16 protein-coding genes and 1 riboswitch are annotated in these 16,424 nt (G+C 70.7%); of the genes, 2 read left to right on the top strand and 14 right to left on the bottom strand.

Annotation, left to right across the window (positions count from 1 at the left end; translation table 11 throughout):
- Positions 1-30: 30 nt before the first annotated feature.
- The 12 genes from gcvP to ABD295_RS07455 all read right to left on the bottom strand — a co-directional run bounded on the left by gcvP (position 31) and on the right by ABD295_RS07455 (position 11,853).
- Positions 31-2,874: an aminomethyl-transferring glycine dehydrogenase gene (gene gcvP, locus ABD295_RS07400; protein WP_344303218.1), complete on the bottom strand. Its 2,844-nt coding sequence runs from the start codon at positions 2,872-2,874 to the stop codon at positions 31-33.
- Positions 2,875-3,075: 201 nt separating this feature from the next.
- Positions 3,076-3,190, bottom strand: a riboswitch (glycine riboswitch).
- Between the two features lie 148 nt (positions 3,191-3,338).
- Complete coding sequence (locus ABD295_RS07405; protein WP_425574004.1) at positions 3,339-3,932, bottom strand: MerR family transcriptional regulator; 594 nt, start codon at positions 3,930-3,932, stop codon at positions 3,339-3,341.
- A 331-nt stretch (positions 3,933-4,263) separates the two neighbouring features.
- Complete coding sequence (locus ABD295_RS07410; protein ID WP_344303037.1) at positions 4,264-4,731, bottom strand: bifunctional nuclease family protein; 468 nt, start codon at positions 4,729-4,731, stop codon at positions 4,264-4,266.
- 100 nt (positions 4,732-4,831) lie between these two features.
- Entirely contained in the window at positions 4,832-5,512 is a 681-nt protein-coding gene (gene ftsR / locus ABD295_RS07415) for a transcriptional regulator FtsR (protein ID WP_344303038.1), read from the bottom strand.
- A gap of 74 nt (positions 5,513-5,586) precedes the next feature.
- Positions 5,587-6,123, bottom strand: a complete 537-nt coding sequence (locus tag ABD295_RS07420) for an FHA domain-containing protein (RefSeq protein WP_344303039.1) — start codon at positions 6,121-6,123, stop codon at positions 5,587-5,589.
- Positions 6,124-6,230: 107 nt separating this feature from the next.
- Positions 6,231-6,617: a glycine cleavage system protein GcvH gene (gene gcvH / locus ABD295_RS07425; protein ID WP_344303040.1), complete on the bottom strand. Its 387-nt coding sequence runs from the start codon at positions 6,615-6,617 to the stop codon at positions 6,231-6,233.
- A gap of 74 nt (positions 6,618-6,691) precedes the next feature.
- Complete coding sequence (locus ABD295_RS07430; protein ID WP_344303041.1) at positions 6,692-7,525, bottom strand: DUF881 domain-containing protein; 834 nt, start codon at positions 7,523-7,525, stop codon at positions 6,692-6,694.
- Positions 7,518-7,850 (bottom strand): small basic family protein, encoded by a 333-nt coding sequence (locus ABD295_RS07435; RefSeq protein WP_344303042.1) that lies wholly within the window; start codon positions 7,848-7,850, stop codon positions 7,518-7,520. Before ABD295_RS07435 ends, ABD295_RS07430 begins: the two co-directional genes overlap by 8 nt.
- Positions 7,847-8,773 (bottom strand): DUF881 domain-containing protein, encoded by a 927-nt coding sequence (locus ABD295_RS07440; RefSeq protein WP_344303043.1) that lies wholly within the window; start codon positions 8,771-8,773, stop codon positions 7,847-7,849. The genes ABD295_RS07435 and ABD295_RS07440 overlap by 4 nt, the downstream gene beginning before the upstream one ends.
- Positions 8,770-9,378, bottom strand: a complete 609-nt coding sequence (clsA, locus tag ABD295_RS07445; protein WP_344303044.1) for a cardiolipin synthase ClsA — start codon at positions 9,376-9,378, stop codon at positions 8,770-8,772. The genes ABD295_RS07440 and clsA overlap by 4 nt, the downstream gene beginning before the upstream one ends.
- A 67-nt stretch (positions 9,379-9,445) precedes the next feature.
- The gene (locus ABD295_RS07450) at positions 9,446-10,495 is read right to left on the bottom strand and encodes a hemolysin family protein (protein WP_344303045.1); all 1,050 of its coding nucleotides are present in this window, start codon (positions 10,493-10,495) and stop codon (positions 9,446-9,448) included.
- Complete coding sequence (locus ABD295_RS07455) at positions 10,492-11,853, bottom strand: hemolysin family protein (protein ID WP_344303046.1); 1,362 nt, start codon at positions 11,851-11,853, stop codon at positions 10,492-10,494. Before ABD295_RS07455 ends, ABD295_RS07450 begins: the two co-directional genes overlap by 4 nt.
- 294 nt (positions 11,854-12,147) lie before the next feature.
- On the opposite strand from ABD295_RS07455, the gene ABD295_RS07460 reads away from it, so the two are divergent.
- Both ABD295_RS07460 and ABD295_RS07465 read left to right on the top strand, forming a co-directional pair.
- Positions 12,148-13,710 carry a DUF1800 domain-containing protein gene (locus ABD295_RS07460; protein WP_344303047.1) on the top strand — a complete coding sequence of 521 codons (1,563 nt, stop codon included), beginning with the start codon at positions 12,148-12,150 and terminating at the stop codon, positions 13,708-13,710.
- A gap of 5 nt (positions 13,711-13,715) precedes the next feature.
- A complete protein-coding gene (locus ABD295_RS07465; protein ID WP_344303048.1) occupies positions 13,716-14,978 on the top strand; it encodes a DUF1501 domain-containing protein in 1,263 nt (420 codons plus the stop codon).
- Between the two features lie 30 nt (positions 14,979-15,008).
- On the opposite strand, the gene ABD295_RS07470 is transcribed toward ABD295_RS07465, so the two are convergent.
- Both ABD295_RS07470 and ABD295_RS07475 read right to left on the bottom strand, forming a co-directional pair.
- Positions 15,009-15,245, bottom strand: a complete 237-nt coding sequence (locus ABD295_RS07470) for a ribosomal-processing cysteine protease Prp (RefSeq protein ID WP_344303049.1) — start codon at positions 15,243-15,245, stop codon at positions 15,009-15,011.
- A gap of 175 nt (positions 15,246-15,420) precedes the next feature.
- Complete coding sequence (locus tag ABD295_RS07475; RefSeq protein WP_344303050.1) at positions 15,421-16,398, bottom strand: hypothetical protein; 978 nt, start codon at positions 16,396-16,398, stop codon at positions 15,421-15,423.
- Between the last annotated feature and the right edge of the window lie 26 nt (positions 16,399-16,424).

Consider the following 16,424-nt stretch of genomic DNA (forward strand, 5'->3'; position numbering starts at 1 on the left):
TGGTCGAGCGGCATCTCCCGCTGATCGAGCTCAGTCGACAGCCTCGGCGAAGGCCTCGATCGGCGGGCACGCACACACCAGGTGACGGTCGCCGTAGGCCTGGTCGATCCGGGCGACGGGCGGCCAGTACTTGTCGGGGTCGTGACCGGCCGGGAACGCACCGATCTCGCGGGAGTACGGACGCTCCCACTCCCCCGTGATCGCCCGCGTCGTGTGCGGCGCGTGCCGCAGCGGGGAGTCGTCCGCGCTCCACTCGCCCGCGCCGACCCGGTCGATCTCGCGCCGGATCGCGATCATCGCGTCGCAGAACCGGTCGATCTCGGCGAGGTCCTCCGACTCGGTCGGCTCCACCATCAGCGTTCCGGCCACGGGGAACGACATCGTCGGCGCGTGGAAGCCGTAGTCGATGAGCCGCTTGGCCACGTCGTCGACGCTGACGCCGGTGTCCTTGGTGAGCTGGCGCAGGTCGAGGATGCACTCGTGCGCCACCAGGCCGTGGTCGCCCTTGTAGAGCACCGGGAAGTGCTCGTCGAGCCGCGCCGCGACGTAGTTGGCCGAGAGCACGGCCGCGGCCGTCGCCCGGGTCAGGCCCTCCGCGCCCATCAGCCGGACGTACGCCCACGAGATCGGCAGGATGCCCGCCGAGCCGTACGGCGCCGCGCTGATCGCGCCGATGCCGGCCCGCTTGCGCTCCTCCGGGTGCAGCGGGTGCGAGGGGAGGTAGCGGGCGAGATGCTCGCGCACCCCGACCGGGCCCACGCCTGGGCCACCTCCGCCGTGCGGGATGCAGAACGTCTTGTGCAGATTGAGGTGCGAGACGTCACCGCCGAACTTGCCCGGCCGCGCGTAGCCCAGCAGCGCGTTGAGGTTGGCCCCGTCGACGTACACCTGCCCGCCGTGGTCGTGCACCATCTCGCACAGCTGGCTGACGGTGTCCTCGTAGACGCCGTGCGTCGAGGGGTAGGTGATCATCACGCCCGCGAGCGTCTGCGCGTGCTCCTCGCACTTGGCCCGGAGGTCGTCGAGGTCCACCGACCCGTCCTCCGTGGCCTTGACGACCACCACCCGGAGACCGGCCATCACCGCGGACGCGGCGTTGGTGCCGTGTGCGGACGACGGGATGAGGATGACGTCGCGGTCGTGGTCGCCGTTGGCCTGGTGGTAGCGCCGGATGGCCAGCAGCCCGGCGAACTCCCCCTGGGATCCGGCGTTCGGCTGGATGGAGACCCGGTCGTAGCCCGTCACCTCCGCCAACCAGCTCTCCAGGTCGCCCACCAGCTGGGCGTAGCCGAGCGCGTCCTCGGCCGGCGCGAAGGGGTGCAGGTCGGCGAAGCCGGTGAGGCTGACCGGCTCCATCTCGGTCGTGGCGTTCAGCTTCATCGTGCACGAGCCGAGCGGGATCATGCCCCGGTCGAGGGCGTAGTCGCGAGCGGACAGCCGGCGCAGGTAGCGCAGGAGCTGCGTCTCGCTGCGGTGCGAGTGGAAGACCTCGTGGGTGAGGTAGTCCGTGCTGCGGCGCAGCGCGTCGGGCAGCGCGTCCGCGCTGTCGTCGTACGACGGGGTGGCACTGGCCGCGTCGACCTCGAAGGCCCGCAGCACCGCGGTCACCGTGGAGCGTGAGGTGGTCTCCGAGGTGGAGAGCCCGACCGTGTCCGCGTCGACCAGACGCAGGTGGAGGCCGTGCGACCGCGCGGCGGCCACCACCTCGGCTGCCCGCCTCGGCACCTTGACTGCCAGGGTGTCGAAGAACTCGTCGTGGGCCAGCTCGAGCCCGGCGCCGCGCAGCGCGTCGGCGATGCGGACGGCGTACTTGTGTGCGCGCGTCGCGATCGCGCGCAACCCCTCGGGACCGTGATAGACGGCGTACATCGACGCGACGACCGCGAGGAGCACCTGGGCCGTGCAGATGTTGGAGGTCGCCTTGTCCCGACGGATGTGCTGCTCACGGGTCTGCAGGGCCAGGCGGTACGCCGGGCGCCCCTCCTGGTCCACGGAGACCCCGACCAGACGTCCGGGCAGGTGCCGCTCGAAGCCGGCCTTGACCGACATGAATCCCGCGTGCGGGCCGCCGTAGAAGAGCGGCACGCCGAAGCGCTGCGACGAGCCGACGACCACATCGGCACCGAGCTCGCCCGGCGACTCGAGCAGCGTGAGGGCCAGCAGGTCGGCAGCGACCACGGCCAGCGCCCCGCGTGCGTGGGTCTCCTCGATCAGCGGTCGCGGGTCGATGACCCGGCCCGAAGCGCCGGGGTACTGCACGAGCACGCCGCACAGCTCACCGTCCGGAAGCCCCGAGGTGAGGTCGGCGACGACCACCTCGATGCCCATGGCCCGGGCGCGGGTCTGCACCACGTCGATGGTCTGCGGGAGCGCGTCGGCGTCGACGACGAACGGCCCGGTCGCTTTCCCCGACTTGGATCGGGGCGTGGCTCGACGGACCAGCGTCATCGCCTCGGCGGCGGCGGTGGCCTCGTCGAGGAGCGACGCACCGGCGGTCGGCAGGCCGGTGAGGTCGCCGATGACGGTCTGGAAGTTGATCAGCGCCTCGAGCCGGCCCTGGGAGATCTCGGGCTGGTACGGCGTGTAGGCGGTGTACCAGCTCGGGTCCTCGAGCACGTTGCGGCGGATGACGGGCGGGGTCAGCGTGCCGTGGTATCCGAGACCGATCATCGACTCCCCCGGGCGGTTGGCTGCCGCCAGGGCGCGGAGCTCCTTGGCGACCGCGTCCTCGGAGGCGGCACCGGGCAGCGTGAGCGCGTCCTGACCGAGGCCCAGCTGGATGACCTTCGGCACCGCCGCCGACATGAGGTCGTCGAGGCTCGCGTAGCCGAGCGTGGCCAGCATCTTCTCGATGTCGGTGTCGGAGAGCCCGATGTGCCGATCGGCGAAGGCGGCAGCAGCCGCGGCCTCGAGGCTGGTGAGGCTGGGCCCGGGGCCACGAGAGGCAAGCTGGGTGAGGTCAGGACGGGTGACGGTCACGGAAAGGCGCTCCTCGACGTAGGTGTCGTTCGGTCGCCTCCCCCTCAGTCACGCCGCCCGGGGTGTGGGGTGGGTCGGGTGGCGCTCCAGAGTCGCTGATCCCGTGTGGTCCTTGGCGCCTGAGAGGTTCCGGGGAGGGGTTGCCCCTTCGGCGCTCCGCCGCCGCCGGCCGGTGGGCCTTGAGCGCCGGAGACTCTCCCACGCGGGATCGTCAGCCTTCCGAACCTATCACCGGCGCCCCTGCCACCGGCATCGACGCGACAGTCGGAGGGTTGTGCAGAACGCGGCCGAGAAATGACGTACGCCGGATCGCGTGTGCGATCCGGCGTACGGAGAGCAGGGCTGGGTAGCGGTGAGGCTCAGCCGGTGGCGCGCGCGGCGCGCCTGGCGGCGAGCTCGTCGCCGGTGACAGCGGGCTCCTCGGAGTCCTCGACGGTGCGCTCGGACGGAAGCTCGGCGAGAGTCCCCTCGATCTCGCTCCACACACCGCCGATGGCGATGCCGAACACGCCTTGGCCACCCTGGAGGAGGTCGATGACCTCGTCGCTGCTGGTGCACTCGTAGACCGAGGCGCCGTCGCTCATCAGGGTGACGCGGGTGAGGTCGTCGGTGCCGCGCTCACGCAGGAACTGGACGGCGGTGCGGATCTGCGGCAGGGAGATGCCGGCGTCGAGCAGCCGCTTGATCACCCGGAGGATCAGGATGTCGCGGAAGGAGTAGAGCCGCTGCGAGCCGGAGCCCTTGGCGCCACGGACGGTCGGCTCGACCAGGCCGGTGCGGGCCCAGTAGTCGAGCTGGCGGTAGGTGATGCCGGCGGCGTTGCAGGCCGTGGGCCCGCGGTAACCGGTGTCGCTCGGAAGCGGGGAGACGTCGTCGGTGAACAGGAGACCCTGCTCGTCGGCGGCCGCCAGCGCTGCCTCGGTGTTGTCACCGGGCTTCTGGTTCTCGTCCACACCCACTGTCGACCTCCGTCGAACTACTCCGTCAGCGCCACTCCCAGGGAATCCGCTCATCATCGTGGGTCGGGGGCCCGCACGTGACGACAACGGTGGAGTTACACCGGAGACACTTCAAGGTAGGGCCCACCCCCACCCCGGTCAAACGGTCGGCTCGGCGTGTCGCAAGTCTCAACCTCTGCTTGAGGGTGAGGGTTGCTTGCCGAACCCTCAAGCGGGGGTCGACACCGGTTTCAGGGGCCGGAGACCTGCGGTTTGGTCACCAACCGCAGAAATCAGACGGGAAAACCTGCGGTTGGTGACCAAACCGCAGATGTCGCCGCCGCGCTCAGTGCTGCTCGAAGTCCTCGGCGGAGACGTTGTCGAGGAACTCTCGGAACCGCTCGACCTCGTCCTCCTGCTCGGCGGGGACTTCGAGGCCGGCGTCGTCGAGGACCTCGTCGGCGCAGACGATGCGGGCGCCGGTGCGCAGCGCGAGGGCGATCGAGTCGGAGGGGCGGGCGCTGACCTCGACCCCGGAGCCGAAGACGAGCAGCGCGTAGAAGACGTTGTCCTTGACCTCGGTGATGCGCACCTCGGTGAGGTCGATGCCGGTCGCGTCCAGCACGTCCTTCATCAGGTCGTGGGTGAGCGGCCGTGGCGGCACGACGCCCTGCTGGGCGAAGGCGATCGCGGTGGCCTCCACCGCGCCGATCCAGATCGGGAGGTAGCGCTCCCCCGTCACCTCGCGCAGGAGCACGATCGGTTGGTTCGAGGGCATCTCCACCCGGACTCCGATGACGTCGACTTCGCGCACGTCTCAACCCTACTCCGGGGTTGGTACGCCGCCGGACCGGCCGACCGGGCACCAGGGGACGTCACGGGCCGACCGCGCGCACGCCTCGTGCGCGCGGCCGTCAGCGGCGCAGGCCGGACTTGACCAGGGTCGCGTGCAGGCGGACCGAGAGCGAGGCGATCTCGGACACCGCGTCGTCGGCCCGGGCCCTGGCCGAGGCGTCCTTCCCTGCCTTGAGGGGCGCCACCACCTGCTCCACCAGACCGACCTCGCGGTCGGCGGCGGTCTTGAAGGCGCGGAGGTGTCGCGGCTCGAAGCCGAAGTCCGCCAGCTCGCGCGCCGTCGAGGCGATCACCAGCGCGTCCGCGTCGTAGTGACCGGTCCCGGTGCGCGGTGAGATCAGGCCGTACTGCTCGAGCTGGTCGAGCAGCTCGGTCGAGATCTCCGCGACCTTGATCAGCTCACGGCGCGAGAGCCGCATGTCGCTGCGGCCGCCGTACGACGCCGGACTCGGCAGCCCGTCGCCCGCGAGCGCGACCTGCGGCACGGTCGGGACCACGGACTCGATGGCCGGCGGCGCCAGGCCACGGTCGATGGCGTCGAGGTGCTCGCCGATCACCTTCAGCGGGAGGTAGTGGTCGCGCTGCATCCGCAGGATGTAGCGCAGCCGCTCGACGTCGTCGGCGGAGAACTTGCGGTAGCCGGCGGCAGTCCGCTCAGGCTTGATCAGCCCCTTCTCCTCCCAGAACCGGATCTTGGGGATGGAGATGCCTTCGTAGTCCTGACGGAGCTGGTCGAGCACCTGTCCGATGTTGAACCTCGGACGCCCGGAGGAAGCGGCCGACCCCGATGGAGCTGTGGTGGTCGCCATCGCGGCTACAGCCCGGGTCCGGAGAAGAAGACGAGCCGGTACTTGCCGATCTGGACCTCGTCGCCGTCGCGCAGCGTGACGCTGTCGATGCGGTCGCGGTTGACGTAGGTCCCGTTGAGGCTGCCCGCGTCGCTCACCGAGAACTGCGTCCCGTTGCGCCGGAACTCGGCGTGCCGTCGCGACACCGTCACGTCGTCGAGGAAGATCTCGCTGTCAGGGTGGCGTCCCGCCTGCACGACGTCGAGGTCGAGGAGGAACCGGCTGCCGGCGCCCGGCCCCCGCTGCACCACGAGCAGCGCGTGCCCGGGAGGCAGCGCGTCCACCGCGGCGGCGTCGACCGGGCTGAGGTTGCGGTCGGAGGTCTCGACCTTGCTGTCGGGGGCACCGAACGTGATCGTGGCGGTGGTCTCGACAGCGGGCTCGGTGGACCCGGTGGCGATGCCGCTGTCGCTGCTGTCCGCGCTCAGCAGGCGGGTGCCGCACTGCGCGCAGAACCTGGCGTCGTCGGGATTCGACTTCCCGCAGGCGGTGCAGAACGGCATGCATCGAACCTATCAAAGCGACTCGCAGGGGCGAGGTGGCAACGCCGCAAGCCGATGCAAGCCGATGCACCCAAGGGCCATCGACGGGCGGCGCAGGGACGGTGGCGTCAGGCTTCGAGGGTGGCTTGGTACGACGCCGCGTCCATGAGCCCATCGGCCTCGCCTGCGTCACCGGGGACGACCTCGAAGAGCCACCCGCCGCCGTAGGGGTCGCTGTTGACGAGCTCAGGGGTGTTGGTGAGGGACTCGTTGACCGAGACCACCTCGCCGCTGACCGGGGCGAAGATGTCGCTGACGGACTTGGTGGACTCGAGCTCGCCGCAGGTCGCACCTGCGCTGACCGACTCGCCCACCTCGGGAAGTGACACGTAGACGATGTCGCCGAGCGCGTCCTGGGCGTAGTGGGTGATGCCGATCCGCACCGAGCCCTCCGCCTCGCCGGGCGACTGCACCCACTCGTGCTCGCGGGTGTACTTCAGGTTGTCGGGGTACACGGCTCTCCTCTGGTCGAGACGACTGGTCCTCGCGGCCGCCCAGTCGGCAGGGGGACGGCCAGCAGATTAGTCCCTCAGCCGACGCTGGGCTCGTCGGGCTCGGCGAAGTCGGGGCGCACCGCGTCACGCACCACGGTGATGTCGAGCGAAGAGAACTCCTCGATCTCGACCTCGGCGCCGTCGTCCTCGAGCTGGTCCTCCGGCCCGGTGAGGAAGACGATCCCTCCGCGCAGCGCCTCGGGATCGCCGATCACGTCGAGGGTGTAGGGGGCGGAGATCGGCTCGCCCCCTGCCTCGAAGCCGCCCGCGATCTCCTCGAAGGAGGTCTGGGCGACCACCCTGACCTCGTCGTTGATCGCGATCGCCTCCGCGCCGGCGTTGCGCAGCTCCTGCACCAGGTCGATCATCGTCGACAGCGTGACCTGGCCGTCGGTCTCCTCGATGGTGATCCGGATGCCGGGACCGGTCACCTCGACCACGCCGGCCAGCACCTGGTAGGTCTCGAGCGACTGCTGCGCCTCGGTCAGCGCGGCCTCCTGGCGGCTGGTCACCGAGCGGAGGTCGCGTCGGGCGCTCTCGAGCCGGGCCAGCTCGCGCTCGGCGTTCTGCGACGCGTCGGAGAGCCCGGTGAGCACGTCGATGAGGTCCTGCTCGCGGTAGCCGGCGTACTCGTTGTCCAGCTCGTTGGTGCGCACCTGCGTGACGGCGAAGAACCCGACGGCCGCGAGCAGCAGGGCCACCACGAACTGCGACGGCGACGGCTTGACCAGCGACTCCCACAGCCGCTGCCGGCCGGTCTGGCGCGGTGCCGACTCTCGGGCCGACTCTCGGGCCGCCTCTCGGGCCTGTTCTCGGGCCGGTGCCTTCCGGTCGGCGACTTTGGGCTCGTCGGCTGCTGGCTCAGGCATGGAAGACGTGCCTCCGGATCGCGGCGACGTTGGAGAAGATCCGGATGCCGAGGACCACGATCACACCAGTGGAGAGCTGACCGCCGACGCCCAGCTTGTCGCCCAGGAAGACGACGGCGGCCGCGACCACGACGTTGCTGAAGAAGGAGACGACGAAGACCTTGTCGTCGAAGATGCCGTCGAGCAGGGCGCGCAGGCCGCCGAAGACGGCGTCCAGTGCGGCCACGACGGCGATCGGCAGGTAGGGCACCAGGGCCAGCGGAACGTTGGGCTGCAGCACCAGCCCCAGCACCACCCCGACGATCAGTCCCAGGATCGCGATCACGTCGTACCCCCCTCTTGGTCCGGACGCGGCTCGTTGCCCGCCAGCCCCTTCTCGGCCGAACGCAGCATGCGGGCCGGCGCCTGCGGGAGGCGCAACCGGTCGACGTTCTGCCGGGTGACCTGCCAGTCGAGGGCGCGGGCGAACTCTTCGAACCGGCCGCCGCTCGGACTCTCGAGCAGCCGCGCCTGGAGCGTCCTCGGGTCGCCGATCGCCTCGACGACGTAAGGAGGCACGAGCGGGCGGGAGTTCACGTTGATCGCCTGGCTGCTGTTCTTGATGTAGGTCAGCGCCGTCAGCCGTTGGTTGTTGATCGCGATGGCCTCGGCACCCGCCGTCCACAGCCCGTTGACCAGGAGTGCGAGGTCGGAGTCGCGGATAGCGTCGCCAGGGTCCACCCCCTGCGCGTCCTGGACGGTGATGCGCACCCCCGGCCCCGTCACGGCGACGTAGCCCGTGCGGGCCTGCAACCGGCGCAGGGCCTCGCCCGTGCTGACCTGGTCCTGGGCGACTCGGTCGCTCTCGGTCTGGAGCTCGTTGATGACCGCCTGGAAGCGCCCCACCCTCTCCTGGGTCTCGGCCAGCGCTCCGCGCTCGGCGTCGATCCGCGCGATCAGGGCGGGCCGGCTGCTCTGGTTGTCGACCGCGGCCTGCGAGGTCTGCCGCCCGGCGACTGCGAGCAGGATGCCCACCACGACGGTCACGCCCAGCCACAGCCACCACGAGACGCTACGGGGACTCTCGACCTCGCCGGTCGCCCCTGCCTGCTCCTGGCGTCGTCGGGCCGCGTGGGCGTAGTCCTCGTCGAGGGCCTGCACGGTGATCCGCTGCAGCAGCGGCATGGTGACGCGGTCGACGGTGTCGTACTCCTGCTCGTACGACGCCGGGGCGCCCGTCGCCCGGGCGCGGGTCGTGGGCTCGCTCATGACGTAGCCGGACCCGGCTCGACGCGGTTGTCGCGGTCCTGGAGCAGCTTGTAGACCTGGTAGGCGTAGAGGACCCCCGCCCACCAGTAGAGGCCGATGCCCCAGATCGCGAACGCCCAACCGAAGACGTCGGCGAGCGAGGCGACCACGCCGGTGCCGTCGCCGAGGAGGAGCAGCGGGAACGCGTAGAGAAGGTTGAAGGTGGCGGCCTTGCCGAGGAAGTGCACGGGCAGGGCGCTGTAGCCGCGCGTGCGCAGGAACGGCACCAGACCCCACAGCAACAGGTCGCGCAGAGGCAGGATCAGCGCGACCCACCAGGGGATGATCTCGCGGAGCCCCAGGCCCACGACGACGGCAAGGATGTAGAGCCGGTCGGCGACGGGGTCCAGGATCTCGCCGAGTCGCGACGACGAGCCGAGCCGTCGGGCGAGCCAGCCGTCGAGCCAGTCGGTGAAGCCGGAGACCATCAGGAGGCCGAGTGCCCACGCATCGGCCTCGGGGCCCAGCACCAGCCACAGGAAGACCGGCACCAGCGCCAGGCGCAGGAAGCTGATCGCGTTGGGCAGCGTCCAGACACGCGTCGTCAGCGTGTCGGAGCGGGGCACCGGCTCAGCCTATAGAGCGGGTACGACGGCTCCGGCATCCCCACACCGACGCGTCGCGACCGCCGGCTCAAGCGGGCTCCTCCAGGTGGGCGGCGTCGCGGATCTCGCCGACCAGCTCCTCGATGACGTCCTCGAGGGTGACCAGCCCCACCACCTGGCCGCCGTCGTCGACGACGCGGGCCATGTGCGCGCCACGGCGCTGCAGCGTCTCCAACGCGTCCTGGAGGGAGTCGTCCGGGCGGACCGCGGCGAACGGCCGGATCCACTTGTCGTCGATGGCCCGGGTCCGCCGTTCGGCGTCGGTCTCGAGCACGTCCTTGATGTGCAGGTAGCCGAGGAGGCCGCCGTCGTCGCCGGTGACCGGGAATCGGCTGTAGCCGGTGGCGGCACACACGTCCTCGACGTCGGCGGCGGTGGCCCCGCGGCGTACGGTCGTCAGGCCGTCAGGAGCCATCACGACGGCGTCCACGGTCTTGTCGGCGAAGCCGAGGGCCCCGGAGATCCGCCCGTACTCCTCTTCCTCGAGCAGGCCCTCTCCGCGCGACTCCTCGACCAGCGCAGCCACTTCCTCACGGGTGTAGGTCGAGCCGACCTCCTGCTGCAGCTCGACGCCGACCAACCTCAGGAAGCCGCGGGCGACGGTGTTGAGGATGACGACGAACGGGCGCAGGACGGTGACGAACACCCAGACCATCGGAGCCAGCACGAGAGCAGAGCGCTCGGGACCGGCGATCGCGAGGTTCTTGGGCACCATCTCGCCGAGCACGACGTGGAGGTAGACCACGATGGTCAGGGCGATGGCGAACGCGATCGGGTGGAGGAACCCGTCGGGTACGCCGGCGGCGTGCAACGGGTCCTCGACGAGGTGCGCGATCGCGGGCTCGGCGATGGCACCGAGCAGGACGCCGCACACGGTGATGCCGAGCTGGTTGACCCCGATGACGAGGGAGATGTTCTCCATCGCCGTGAGCGTCACGCGCGCCATCCGTGACCCAGCCTGCGCGAGCGGCTCGATCTGGCTTCGCCGTGCCGAGATCAGGGCGAACTCGGCGCCGACGAAGAACGCGTTGCCCAGCAGCAGGAGCAGCGCGAACAGCATGGCGGGGAGGCCGCTCACGACTCCGGCTCCTCGTGCTCCTCGTGCACCGTCACGGTCAGCCGGTCGACCCTGAGACCGTCCATCCGGTCCACGCGCAAGGTGGCGTACCGGCGGCTGACCCCGGCGTCCTCCCGCTCCTCGAGGGAGACGGGCAGCTCGACGTCGGCCTCGTCGCCGGAGGCCGGGATCCGTCCGAGCAGCTGGACGACCAGCCCGGCGACCGTGTCGTAGTCGTCGTGCTCGGGCAGCTCGATGTCGGTGATGTCCTCGGCCTCGTCGGGGCGCAGCAGCCCCGAGAGCGACCAGCTGCCGTCGCGCCGCTGCCAGGCCCGCGAGCCGAGCCGGTCGTGCTCGTCGGCGATGTCGCCGACGATCTCCTCGACGACGTCTTCGAGAGTGACGATGCCGGCGTGGCCGCCGTACTCGTCGAGGACGACGGCCATCTGGAACCCGTCTGCCCTCAGCAGGGCCAGCAGCGGGTCGAGACGGAGCGAGTCCGGGACCACGATCGGTTTCACCATGATGTGCTTGATGCGGGTGGTCGGCCGCTCGGAGACGGGGAGCGCGACCGCGTGCTTGACGTGCACGGTCCCGACCACCATGTCGTCGTCGTCCAGCACCGGGAAGCGCGAGTGCCCCGTGCTGCGGGCCAGCTCGATGACCGAGATCGCGCGGTCGGTGGCCTCCAGGCTCGTCGTCCGCACCCGAGGCGTCATGATCTCGCCGGCCGTGCGGGTGCCGAACTCGACCGACCGCTCCATCAGCTCGGCCGTGTCGGCGTCGAGGGTCCCGCGCTCACCGGAGTGGGCGATTAGGCTGGCCAGCTCGGTGGAGCTGCGGGCCGAGCGCAGCTCCTCCTGCGGCTCCACCCCCAGGCGCCGGACGATCGCGTTGGCGGAGCCGTTGAGCACCCGGATCGGGAGGGAGTTGATCCGCGTGAAGGCCCGCATCGGGCGCTGGGTGGCTCGCGCGGTCTCCATCGGCCGGGCGATGGCGTAGTTCTTGGGCACCAGCTCGCCGAAGACGACGGTCAGGGCGGTGCTGATGAGCAGACCCAGGCCGATCGCGGTCGGCCGGACCCAGTCCTCCGGGAACCCGGCGGAGATCAGTGGCCCGTCGACGAGCTGGGAGATCGCGGGCTCGGCCAGGAAGCCGATGGCGAGGTTGGTGACGGTGATGCCGACCTGGGCGCCGGACAGCTGCGTCGACAGGGTCCGGAGCGCCTGCTGGACCCCTGCGGCGGCCCGGTCCCCTGCCTCGGTCGCCCGGTCGACCTTCCCGCGGTCGACGGTGACGAAGGCGAACTCGGCGGCCACGAACATCCCGCAAGCCGCGACGAGCAGCAACGAGATTACGAGCAGGATCGTTTCGCTCATCGAGGCGCGATGCTACCGGCGGGGCCGGTGGTCCCGGACCACCTGTCTGCGTCACCGCCGACAGCCTCGGCCTGGATCACTTGCGGTTTGGTCACCAACCGCAGAAATCCCGGCGTCGAATCTGCGGTTGGTGACCAAACCGCAGGCCTCCGCCCCAGACCTTCGGAGGGTGAACCAAACACCCGTTCGCATGACAGGCTCGCTCGGCAGTCCCTACCCTCGATGCACCCCCACCTGACGCGCGCGGTCCCCCCAATGCCGCCGCACGCGTTCCGACCCCGCTCGGAGCACCACATGAACCGACCCCCCATGCCCGTCGCCGCGCGCCGGAGCCTGCTCGCGGGCGGCCTCGCCGCGACCAGCTTGGCGGCGACCGCTGGACCCGCCGCTGCCGCCGCTCCGAGCTACAAGCCCGCGAGGTACGCCGTCGAGCCGCTGCTGAGCGGTCGCGACCGGCACCTGGTCAGCCGCTTCTCCTACGGCATCACCCCCGAGCTGGCCCGGGAGGTGCGCAAGCAGGGTGGCGCGGCCCGGTGGTTCGAGCGTCAGCTGGACCCGCGCGGCATCCCGGACCGCAAGGCCCAGTCGCTGCGGCGCTGGTGGCCCTACCTCGACAAGGGTCCCAAAGCCCTCTGGGCGGCCAACGTGTCCGGCAAGAAGGGCGGCTGGGAGACGATGGCCGACTACCAGCGCTGGGTGCTGGTGCGCCGGATCACCTCCGACCGACAGGTGCAGGAGGTGATGACCCAGTTCTGGGAGGGGCACCTGCACGTCCCGACCAACGGGGATCCCAACTTCCCGTTCCGGCGCCAGTACGGCGACATCGTCTACAAGCACGCGCTCGGCCGCTTCGACGAGCTGCTCGCCGCCACGGCCGTGCACCCGGCGATGCTGGTCTACCTCGACCAGGCCGTGTCGACCAAGGAGCACCCCAACGAGAACCTCGCGCGTGAGCTGCTCGAGATCCACACAGTCGGGGTCGGTGAGCACGGCGAGGACGACGTCGCCAACCTGGCCAGGATCCTCACCGGCTGGCGCGTCGACGTCTACAACACCTGGTCCGACGCCTACGACCCCGAGTCGCACGCGCGCGGCAAGGTGAGGGTGCTCGGCTTCAAGAACGACAACAAGAGCAAGGACGGCCGCGAGGTCGCCCTCGAGGTGCTGCACTACCTGGCGCGCAGGCCGGCCACGGCCCGCCGCATCGCCCGCCGCCTGGCGATCAAGTTCGTCCATGACGACCCACCGGCCGGCCTGGTCGAGCGGCTGGCCAAGGTCTACCTCAAGAACGACACCGCCATCGTCCCGGTGCTGCGCGCGCTGGTCGGCTCGTCGGAGTTCCGCAAGGCGGCCGGGCGCAAGGTCCGCGACCCCAGCGAGGATGTCGCGGCGACGTACCGGGCGCTCGACGTGCGCATCGACAGGCCCCGCGACGACAGCAGCGCGGCCAACGTGATGCTGTGGCAGGCGGCGAGCATCGGGTCGACGCCGTTCTCCTGGCCGCGGCCCGACGGACCGCCGCTCGACAACGGCGCCTGGTCGTCCCCGTCGCGGCTGCTGGCGTCGCTGCAGTTCCACTACGGCATGAGTGGCGGCTGGTGGCCGACCAAGGACGTGAAGTACGTCGAGCCGAAGGACCGCCTGCCGGAGAAGTCGATCCGTTTCGACGAGCTCGTCGACCACCTCAGCCGGACCCTGCTCCATCAGCCGTCGACCGGCACGCTGCTGCGCGCGTGCTGCGAGGCGACCGGCGTCCGCCCCAAGGAACGCATCGACAAGGAGCACGAGATCGTGACCTGGCAGATGCCTCGGCTGCTGACCGTCTTCCTCGACTCCCCCGACTTCTTCACCCGGTGACCGCCATGGATCCCACGTTCTCGTCGCCCCAGACCGCCTGCTGCCCCGAGTACGCCGACATGTCGCGGCGCAGCCTGCTGCGCGGCGCGCTGGTGGCCGGCGCCACGATGACTTTCGGTTCCGCGGTGCTCTCCGCGTCACCGGCCTCGGCCCAGCCCGCGCGTGCGGTGCTGCTCCTGCTCTCCCTGCGTGGCGCTTCGGACGGGCTGTCGCTGGTGGTGCCGCACGGCGACCCGGTCTACTACCAGGCCCGCCCGCGCATCGCCGTACCGTCGGAGACGCTGCTGGCCAAGGACGGGCTGTTCGGTCTGCACCCGTCGCTCGCGCCCCTGCTGCCGCTGTGGCAGGCGGGCAAGGTCGCCACGGTCCACGCCTCCGGCCTGCCGGTGCGCAACCGCTCGCACTTCTCCGCGATGGAGCAGCTCGAGGACGCCAACCCCGGCTCGACCCGCCGCGAGGGATGGCTCAACCGGCTCATCGGCGCGGACGCGATCACCTCGCCCGTGCAGGCGCTGAGCCTCGCCGAGGGGGTGCCGCCGGCGGCGCTCTACGGTCCGCAGCCCTACCTCACCGCCGGGTCGGTCGAGGACGTGCAGGTGTCGGGCGACGACCCCGATGACCCCAAGCGCCCGCGGCGCACGTCGCTGCGCACGCTGTGGGCCAACGACCGGACCCAGCTCGGGTCGTCGATGCGCTCGACGTTCGAGGCCGTCGACGTGATCTCGCCGCTGCGCGAGACCTCGCGCGACCCGCAGAACGGCGCGACGTACCCGGGCAGCGACCTCGGACGCTCGCTCTCCGAGGCTGCGCGGATCGTGCGGGGCGACGTCGGCGTCGAGGTCATCACGATCGACCAGGGCGACTGGGACATGCACACCGACATCGGCACCGTCGAGTGGGGCGGCCTCCGGCGCAACGCGGAGGACCTGGCCACGGCGGTCGCTGCGTTCTTCAAGGACCTGGGACCGATCGCGGACAAGGTCACCCTCGTGGCCGTCAGCGAGTTCGGTCGCCGGGTCCAGGAGAACGAGAACTGGGGCACCGACCACGGCTACGGCAACGCCATGTTCGTCGTCGGAGGAGGCGTCGCCGGCGGCTACAAGGGCACCTGGCCCGGCCTCACCAACGACTACGACGCCGATCTGCTCGTGACCACCGACTACCGCAGCGTGCTCGCCGAGGTCGTGTCCGCGCGGTTCGGTGCGAGCACGGCCGCGGTGTTCCCCAGCTTCACGCCGGCGCGCGTCGGCGCGATGGTCGGGAAGTAGGCCGGCCCGTCACGAGACCCCGAAGAAGGGTCAGCTCTCGTCCTCGGACGGCTGGGGCAGGTCGTCCTCGTCGGGGTTCGGGACGTCGCACTCGTCGACCTCGGGGTCGACTCCGACGTAGTTGAGCGGCCCGGCGACGACGTTGATCGCGATCGTCGCGACGCTCGCGCAGTCCTTCGTGCTGTCGTTGAGATAGCCACGTTGGGCTGCGGCCACGACGCCGATGAGCAGCCAGACGATCAGCAGCAGTCCGACGATCTTCTTCACTGTGGTCCCTCCCGAAAGTTGACCCCCGACGGCCCGAACCTAGCCGGGACAGGTGAGGACCCCCACCCACCCAGGGGTGGAAGGGGGTCCTTGCTGTCCTTGAGCTGGCAGGTCGCCCGCAAGGTCCGGGAGCGTCGTCGGCTCCACACCGAAGCGCGCTCTCGCTTCGCTCACGTCACACCCGCCCGTCGACGAACATCTTGAGCCGGTTGACCGTGGCGCCGGGATCCCCCGGCACGTGCCCGTTCACCGCCCGGCAGGCCCAGCCCAACCTCATCGCCACCCGTGCGGCCTCGGCGAGGTCGCACTGCGTCACGCCGGGGTACGCCGCGCGGAACGGCCCCAGGTAGGCCTCCAGGAACGGCGTCGTGTCGACGGAGTCCTCCTCGTCGTCCAGTCCCCACGACAGGACCCCCTGCAGGGTCACCGACATCGTGAAGAACGGGTGTGAGACGCAGGCATCGCCCCAGTCCATCACCAGCACCCTTCGGCCCGCCCGACCCGACCCGCCCGCTCCACCCGCTCCACCCGCTCCACCCGACCGCACGAACACCTGCCCGTCATGCAGGTCGTCGTGGTTGAGCGTCTCGTTGATGCCGTGTTCTGCGAGACGCTCGACCAGCTCGCCGACGAAGGTCTCCGCAGCTCGGAAGCGCGGCTCCGCGTCGATCTCGTCCATCAGGGCGGCGTACGCCGGCACCAGTGTCGGCAGCCGCCGGTCGGGCACCCCCGCGGACAGGAGGTCCTCGACGTGCGAGCGCATCGCGAGCTGCGCGGCGGCGTACGCCGGCAGCACCTCCAGCCAGTGGTCGAGGTGGCCCTCGCGCGGCGAGACCGACCGCAGCCACTCCCCCGCGTCGGCCATCAGCAGCCAGCCGCGATCGGTGTCGTCGGCGATGAGAGGCGGCACCAGGTCGGGCACCTCGGCCGCCAGCAGCCCCACGACCCGTGACTCGTGGTGCATCGAGGCGTCGTTGGCCTTGAACCAGACATCACCGCCGGTCGTCGGGACCCGGATGACCGTCGACCACGGGGTGACGTGTCGCTGCTCGGCCTCCCCTGCGCATGCCAGGCCGGCCGCGGCCAGCCGCTCGTCGACCCACGTGTGCACCCCTGCGAGCCACTTCTCCTCGCGCCATCGCTCCATGTCCACGGGCTGAGGGTAGGTCTGGTGGTGCG

Source organism: Nocardioides bigeumensis, assembly GCF_039531755.1.
In the GTDB taxonomy this organism is placed as follows: domain Bacteria; phylum Actinomycetota; class Actinomycetes; order Propionibacteriales; family Nocardioidaceae; genus Nocardioides; species Nocardioides bigeumensis.